General features: G+C 42.7%; 5 protein-coding genes. 1 reads left to right on the forward strand and 4 read right to left on the reverse strand.

Going from position 1 to position 8,023, the window contains the following annotated elements; all coding sequences use genetic code 11:
* The first annotated feature begins 234 nt into the window (after positions 1-234).
* Positions 235-2,793, forward strand: a complete 2,559-nt coding sequence (locus D0T84_RS09595; protein ID WP_163307663.1) for a DUF5686 and carboxypeptidase-like regulatory domain-containing protein — start codon at positions 235-237, stop codon at positions 2,791-2,793.
* Between the two features lie 261 nt (positions 2,794-3,054).
* Here the strand turns inward: D0T84_RS09595 and D0T84_RS09600 are convergent, their stop codons facing one another.
* The 4 genes from D0T84_RS09600 to D0T84_RS09615 form a co-directional block, all read right to left on the reverse strand.
* Positions 3,055-4,002 carry a diacylglycerol kinase family protein gene (locus tag D0T84_RS09600; RefSeq protein WP_163307664.1) on the reverse strand — a complete coding sequence of 316 codons (948 nt, stop codon included), beginning with the start codon at positions 4,000-4,002 and terminating at the stop codon, positions 3,055-3,057.
* Between the two features lie 843 nt (positions 4,003-4,845).
* Positions 4,846-6,249 carry a cell envelope integrity protein CreD gene (creD, locus tag D0T84_RS09605; RefSeq protein ID WP_163307665.1) on the reverse strand — a complete coding sequence of 468 codons (1,404 nt, stop codon included), beginning with the start codon at positions 6,247-6,249 and terminating at the stop codon, positions 4,846-4,848.
* A 67-nt stretch (positions 6,250-6,316) separates the two neighbouring features.
* Positions 6,317-6,616, reverse strand: coding sequence for a transcriptional regulator (locus tag D0T84_RS09610; RefSeq protein WP_163307666.1), 300 nt, complete (start codon positions 6,614-6,616; stop codon positions 6,317-6,319).
* A 2-nt stretch (positions 6,617-6,618) separates the two neighbouring features.
* Entirely contained in the window at positions 6,619-7,224 is a 606-nt protein-coding gene (locus D0T84_RS09615; protein WP_163307667.1) for a hypothetical protein, read from the reverse strand.
* Positions 7,225-8,023: the final 799 nt, after the last annotated feature.

Here is an 8,023-nt window from a genome sequence, read left to right on the forward strand (position 1 = left end):
TCACAGGAGCGAAGCGTATGTAAATAAGCATCTCTAAAACATCTCTAAAAATTTGAACGAATAAAATTTAAACAGTTTCTAAGCTGATAACATCCGGTTGACATTAAGAGCGCGACGAACCGAAAAATTTTACAAACTGACAGGAAATATAAGGATGATTTCGGCCTTGCAGCATCTAGTAATTAATTTAAAAAACGTAACTTTGCGCAACTAGGAATATCTAAGCGATAAGGAATGGATGAAATGCCGCAATATACTATCCTGAGAAAAATTATTCTTTTTTCTTTGTTATGCTTTTTATGTAGCCTTACATATGCGCAATCGCTTACAATAATCCGTGGAACTGTAAGGGATGCCGTCACGCGCGAGAAGCTGCCATTTGTAAGCATCACGTTCGATAAGACATCGGCCGGAACTTTCTCGGATGAAGAAGGCGAGTACCGGTTGAACTACAGAGGAAACCGTACCACAGTCACAGCCTCGCTTTTGGGGTATAAGGCACAATCTTTTACTGTGCATCCCGGTGTGACTACCACCAGGGAAATACTGCTGGAACCTGAAGATAAAGAGCTGAAAGAAGTCGTAGTACGCCCTCAAAAGGAGAAGTATTCGAAAAAGAACAACCCGGCCGTAGAACTGATAAAGAAAGTTATAGCCCATAAGCATGACAACAACATAACTGCGCTGGACTATTACCAGTATGAGGAATATGAACGTACATTTATAGCCCTCAATGAATTTAAACCTGAACAATCCCAGTTTAAACGTTATAAATTCCTTCCCAACTATATGGATACTTCCCTGATAGACGGGAAGCCTATACTCCCTGTATCTGTGCGGGAAAAACTGACGGATGTCTTTTACAGGAAAGAACCTAAAGATAACAAACGTGTGGTAAAAGGATACCATATAGAAGGGCTGGACAAATCATTCGAAACGGAAGCGCTGGACGCGATAATCAAGGAGGTATTTAAAGACATTAACCTGACGGATAACTCTACTACACTGCTTTTCCAGCAATTTGTAAGCCCGCTGAGCGACCATAGCTCCGTAAACTTTTACAGGTGGTACATATCCGATACGGTAGACATAGACAAAGACAGGTATGTAAAACTCGATTTCGCCCCGTTCAATTCGCGGGATATCGGTTTCACAGGAAACCTGTATATCTCGCTGGACAGTATGTTTGCCGTGAAAAGGGCCATACTGAGAACTCCCAAGAAAATGAACATCAACTTTGTTGAAGAACTCGTAGTCCAGCTGGACTTTAAGAAAACAGCCGACAATAAATGGATTCCGGAGAAAGAACGTATGGCTATCGACCTCTCGCTGGTAAATATGGTCAAGTTCTATGTAGACAAAATTAAATCATACGAGAAGTTTGCTATAAATAACCCGATGGATCCCATCTTTGCGCTCACTGCACCTGAGGTATTCGAAAAAGACTACCTGAAAAGGAGCAAGGAATATTGGGCAGGCAACCGTCCTCCGGACTTCAAGAAGGACTATAAGATGGATCAGATGATGCAGGACATCAACAAGGTAGCCTTGTTCAAGGTACTGCTGAATGCAGGCAATATTCTGGCTACGGGATATTTTCCCGTAGGAGGAGATAAAGAGACTACCAAACTGGAGCTTGGCCGCATTCCTACGATGTACAGCTACAACACCATAGAGGGTAACCGCCTCCGCTTAACGCTGAATACAACGAAAAACCTACACCCGCACCTGTTCCTGTACGGGTATGCAGCCTATGGTACGAAAGACGAAAAATTCAAATACTATGGCGAAGCTACATGGGCATTTAATAAAATAAAATACACAAAGGACGAATATCCAAGGAATAACCTGACTGTAGCGTATAAGTATGATATGAACACCTTAGGGCAGCGGCAGACGCAGGCCGAAAGGGATAATATATTTATGTCCCTGCGGACTTCAAACAATCAGAAGATGACCTATAACCGCCAGACAGAAATATCGTACGAAAAAGAATTTTACGGCGGGTTTTCTTTTACGCTCACAGGGCATACTTTTGACGAAAAAGCCGCCGGGAAGCTGCTTTTTGAGAAAATGGATGAGTCTGGCAATAAATACACAGTGGACAAAATACGTACAACCGAAGCGATGCTCACATTGCGATACGCCCCCAAAGAGAAATTCTATCAGATGCGAAGAAGGAGGAGTAATATCACGGCTCCCCGTACGATATACACACTAAGTCATGTAACGGCTATAGACAACCTCTTTGGCGGACAATACAGCTATAACAGGACTTCCCTGTCCTTTTTTAAGCAGATGTGGATCGCCCCTTATGGCAAGCTTACCTTATCGGCTCAGGCCGAAAAAATATGGGGAGAAGCGCCTTTCCCTTTCCTGATAACACCTAGCGCCAATACCTCATATACTATCCAGCGTGGAAATTTTTACCTGATAGAGCCTCTCGAATTCGTACATGACTCGCAGGTAACATGGGAAATATATTATCACATGGGTGGATGGTTGTTCAACCGGATACCTGTACTGAAATGGCTTAAGTGGCGTGAAGTATTCGGATTCCGTGGTTTCATCGGCGACCTGAGCGAAAGGAACGACCCGCGCCATAATCACAACCTGCTCTTGTTTCCTCAGGAAACATTCACTACAGGAAGCAAGCCTTATCTGGAATATAATATTGGAATAGAGAATATCTTCAAGTTCTTCCGCATAGATTATGTCAGAAGGGTAAATTACCTGTATCATCCGAATGTGGATAAGGACGGGGTCAGGATATCATTCGAGCTTTCTTTCTGATAGACTCTATAAAGTTTTGAGTGGATAATTATAAGGGCTGGAAGCCCGTCTTATTTTAGCCCAGTGGCAAGCGAAGCGTCGCCTTGGGGAAATAACGCGCGCTGAAAGCGCAGGTTTAGTTCAAATAATCGTATTCATTTATTAACCTGCGCTTTCAGTGCACAGACTCTGTGTTTGTCTTTGACCCAATGCTTCGTATTGGGCTAAATTAACTTGCCACTTCGATGCTAACCCACACTAAATGAAAACTTTCTGATAATATTATATTGAACCTAAAACCCTCAAAAGCAGTTCCTGAGGATCAAGCGGGTGTCTTTTTTGAGGTTTCGTTGGCACGAGCACCTTTAATCCCTGAGGGATCACTTTTACATGTATTTCTTTCCCCATTTCCACGGGGTCTCCGTCGATGTGCATCACACCTTCATTTTCACGCTTGATAGTCACTTCATTGGTCAGTAGTTCCACCATCTTGCTGTTTTCATCAATCTTCTTGGTAAACAATTGCAATGAAGTCTGCGGGACGTCCAATATGCTAAGCGGTTTCAATATAGCGACATTCATCAATCCATCCTGAATGTTGGCATGGGGCGCGATATGCGCGTTGTACCCATATTGGGAAGCATTGGCGCATGTTACCACAAAAGCCTTATCCTTGATGGTTCCTTCGGGACAGGTTACCACATACTGCTGTGGCTTTTGCTGAAAGAATGTCTCCAGCATGTTCTTCAGGTACATCAGCGAGCCTCGGTTCTTCCTGCCTGATACCTTGGCCGCTACTTCCGCGTCGAACCCAACGCCACAGGTACAGAAGAAGATACGGTCGTTGACCGTTCCGTAGTCGATGGATATAATATTCTCTTCGAGTATAATATCTATTGCTTTCTTTGCATCAATGGGGATATTCAGATCGCGTCCCAGGCCATTGCCCGAGCCCATCGGTATTATACCGAGAGTCACATCCGAACCCACAAGGGCACTGCCTACTTCATTGACCGTACCGTCCCCACCCACAGCAATTACGTAATTCACTTTATCCTTTATTGCCTGCTGTGCTATTTCCGACCCATGCCCGGCGTATCCGGTTATAAAAATATGTATATCAAACTTATGGGCATCAAAGGCGTCCGCTATCTTATGCGGAAAGTTTTGCTTTGCAGAAGTTCCTGATTTAGGGTTGATTATAGCATAGATTTTCTTTTTCTGAGTCATAATAGAAAATAGTTTGTCTTACAAAAATACGCTTTTAACAATCACAGTCAAAATAATTATGAAAGATAGTTATGTGTCTTTGGCTTTAAGGAATTTCTTTGCCTGGCAAAACCTCTTTCCTTCTCCTACCAGCCTGCAAATTCTGTTATTAATGCGAATCAGTATTTGCTTTTGTTTAAATTATATGTTCTTTTATTTTTTATTCTGCGCGCAATCACAGATTGCTTACCTTACTTTTGGCCAAAGCTCCAAAAGTAAGCAAAAAAGCATTGCGCCCCGCTTCGCCGTACGACCCACCATCGGCTTGCCGGCTGAATGAAGTGATGAAAGATTCATCATTGCAATAATTGGCAGACGATGCTTAAAAGCGCCCGCACTTCATTCTACGCCGCCTGCACCGGGTGGGTACCCCGTACGCTTGCTAACGGCGCTGGCTGACGCCTGATTTGCAGGGTCTATCCTCTGTCTTGACGTTGCGTCGCGACTCCGTGCATCTGTTCCGCAGGCGGGGCACCCACCCGGTGCAGACGGCGTGAAACGGGATGTTGTCCGAGCCGAAGGCGAGTTTCGTCCCGTTTAGCCGGCAAGCCGTTGGTGGGTCGCCGAGGGACGAAGCACTAGCCTTTTGCTTCCTTTTGGGCAATGCCAAAAGGAAGGACAAGCCCGAGAGGGCGCGGCAGTATGAGCCAATGCTAAAAAGTTTAAACCATGATGGTTTTTGTGCAGAAAATTAAAGAACGATTATATTAATCATATTTTCAACTACTGATTGACATTATTATTTCCATTTGAAATTATCTTATTATAAAATTTGAACGAATAAAATTTATACAGTTACTAAACTTAATCTACATTACCGTTCTCATCTTTAGGAGTATAAACCGGAGGAACGTCATCTTTGAACCCGGTAATAATAACCGGAGAATCATTGACATCCTCTGCCTTTTCCTTATCCCCATCCTTATCACTCTTATACCAGTCTACTTTGCGGAGGACGAACATAACGATTGCCAACGCGATAAACAGCCCTACAGCGCCAAATAGCAGTGAAAGGTTTTCTTGTTGCAATACGATATAGAGGTATGTATACAGCCCTGCAAGGAACAGTCCCATCATTCCGGCCTGCCTTATACTCCTGAACATCGTAGTAGAATACGCGGCTATAAGGAGTGTGGTCGCGGAAGCGGAAATCAGATAAGACAATCCGAAGCTCAAATGTTCCGATATAGCCAGCAGCAGCGTGTAGAAGATAATAAGGGCACAGCTTACCAGCAGGTATTGTACCGGATGGATACGCTTGCGGCTAAGCAACTCGACCAAAAAGAATACAACAAATGTCAGTACGATGAACATGATGGCGTACTTGACCGAACGCATTGTCATCTGGTATTTGTCGACAGGGAACTTCATATCCACACCCAGTTTGGACGATTTTACGATACTGTTCTCGCCTACCCACATTTGCACATAGTTGCGGTTGTAATCGTAAATATCCCATTTGGCGTCAAATCCTTCATTATTGATAATCCGTTCCGTAGGCAAGAAATTACCATCGAAGGAAACTGTTTTCCAACCCGATTTCAGGTGGATGTTGCTTTCTTTACCCACCGGATTGAAGTATAGCCCCTCACTACCGTTAAGCGATAAATCGAAATTATAATTATAGACTTTTGTAGCCGGATCGAGCGGCATATCCACTGTAACCCCCGATTCAACGAAACTATTATTTTTCACGCCAGGCCTCACAATCTGAGGTACTCCATTCACATTAAACACGATCTTATTCTTTATCCCCTGCAAATCTGAAACACCTATCAGGACAAAAGCCTCATTCCAGCGTACTTGCTCCGGCTTGATGTTCAATTGGGCACAATCAGGTAAGGCGAACATACCATTCACATTCAGCACCGACTGGTAAACCAATGTATTGAAAAGCGTGCGCGAACGCGCCTCCGTATTAATACTTCCTTCTACATTGTAGTTTTCGGGGAGAAAATAAGCATAAGATATTATAGGGTTGTGATTTTTATCCATCCCGTTCTGGTATGGCAAGACCAAAACCGGCCCCGAAACGGTCTGGTTCCCACCCCATTTCTCGCTTATTTCATCCTGTACGACTTGCTGGTTCTCTTCCCTTTCTTCCACCAGGGATTTTATCAGATTAATAGGCAATAGCATCACAACAGCCAGAACCGCAATCACTATGACTTTCACAAAAATCATATCTGTACCAAAGTTCATTTTCATAAATGTTTGAATTAAATATATTAAAATAAAAGCTCTTTGAATTTCAAAGTTTAAGAATAAAAAAATTTTAAGACAAAGGATTAAGCAATTTTTCAAGTGCGTCTATATGTGCTTTAAAAAGCTGTTCTCCCAAGGGTGTTACCTTGTATGAAGTATTCGGCTTCCTGCCTAAGAATTGCTTCCTTACCTCTATTACCTCTTCTTTTTCCAATGCCTTGAGGTGGCTGGCCAGGTTGCCGTCGGTAACATCGAGCAGTTCCTTCATCGTATTGAAGTCTACACTGTCGTTAACCATCAGCACCGACATTATCCCCAGACGTACACGGCTGTCGAAGATTTTATTCAAGCCTGATATAATATCCTTCATAATCAACCGTTTTTCTCTGACTTCATGTCATATTTACAATGGATTAGAATGCCATACACTATATGCAAAACACCAAAACCTATTCCCCAGAATATCAGGTCGTAACCAACCACTATGGCAGCAGCCAGACCCAATAATATCTCACATGCTCCCAGTATCTTTACATCGCGGAAAGTACGTGCCCCCGCGGCTATCAGTCCCAAGCCGTAAAAGATAAGCATACATGGAGCAACCATAAATGCAGCATGCTTAAAAATAAGTATGATACATAATATACCGCCTACCCCGAGCGGGACACAAAAATCCTTTGCGATCTGCAATGTAACAGGCATCCACAGTTTGGAATTACTCTTTCTGGCCTTGCGAACGGAGAAGGCTAACCCCGCAGTAATGGCACATACCAGCACAACACCTGCAATGAGGATAAGATCATATAAAAGGTCATTGGTAAAGGTCAGTTTACCATCAAGCACAAGATGAGCCAATACAGCGCCAATGATAGCAAATGTACCTGCCAGTACTCCCGACATGCCGCTTATCGACAAGAACTTGCTTGAACGCTCCATCATGGAACGTATGTGTTTTATATCATCCAGATTTGTGTCCATATTATTCTACTTTGAATTGCAAAGTAAGTGGATATATTTGAAATATACAATAAAAATGGAAAATATTTATAATATCTTTGAGTGATTATTAGGGCAACCTCATCAAAATGTATATCCTTTGTAGGAACGTTGTAGTGCGAATTGAAAATCGGTGGAGCCAAATATCTTTCACCCGATATTAAGAAACTGTTTAAATTTTATTCGTTCCAATTTTTAGAGATGTTTTAGAGATGTTTTTTTCTTTCTTGAAACGATAATAGCGGGCTATTTACATACGCTTCGCTCCTGTGACCGCTGGTTGAGTTGAGAGAAAGGAAAAAACAGCCAAAAACAGACTAAAAATGAACGAAGAAAAAGATATAATAAAATATTCGTATAAAATTAAAACAGTTTCTAAAATTTTGCCGCATAGCGGCCATCTGTTTGTAGCTCTGTGTGGGAGCACAGGGTGTAAAGTGAAGCTATAAAAATCGGCGCCGCATAGCGGTGCTATATAAAAGGCTCGGGAATGAAAAAAGAAGGATTCCCAGGAGGACTAACAGAACACCGCTATGCGGCGTTTTCTTGGTTAACTATCTATTTCCCCGCGCTTGCGCACAGGGCTACAAACAGGAAACCGCTACACGGTACACATCTATGAATACCCTACAGACCTCCAAAAGCATGACGCTCTATTTTGGTGCGGTTACCTTGGAGCGATTATAAATTATCACTAGTGTCCGGTTATAAATCAAACAGTTTCAACTGTTTATCGTCACCAGGACTTATTGATTTGTAATTATTTTTTGTAAACAGTTCA

Source organism: Dysgonomonas sp. 521 (assembly GCF_010501055.1).
GTDB lineage: Bacteria > Bacteroidota > Bacteroidia > Bacteroidales > Dysgonomonadaceae > Dysgonomonas.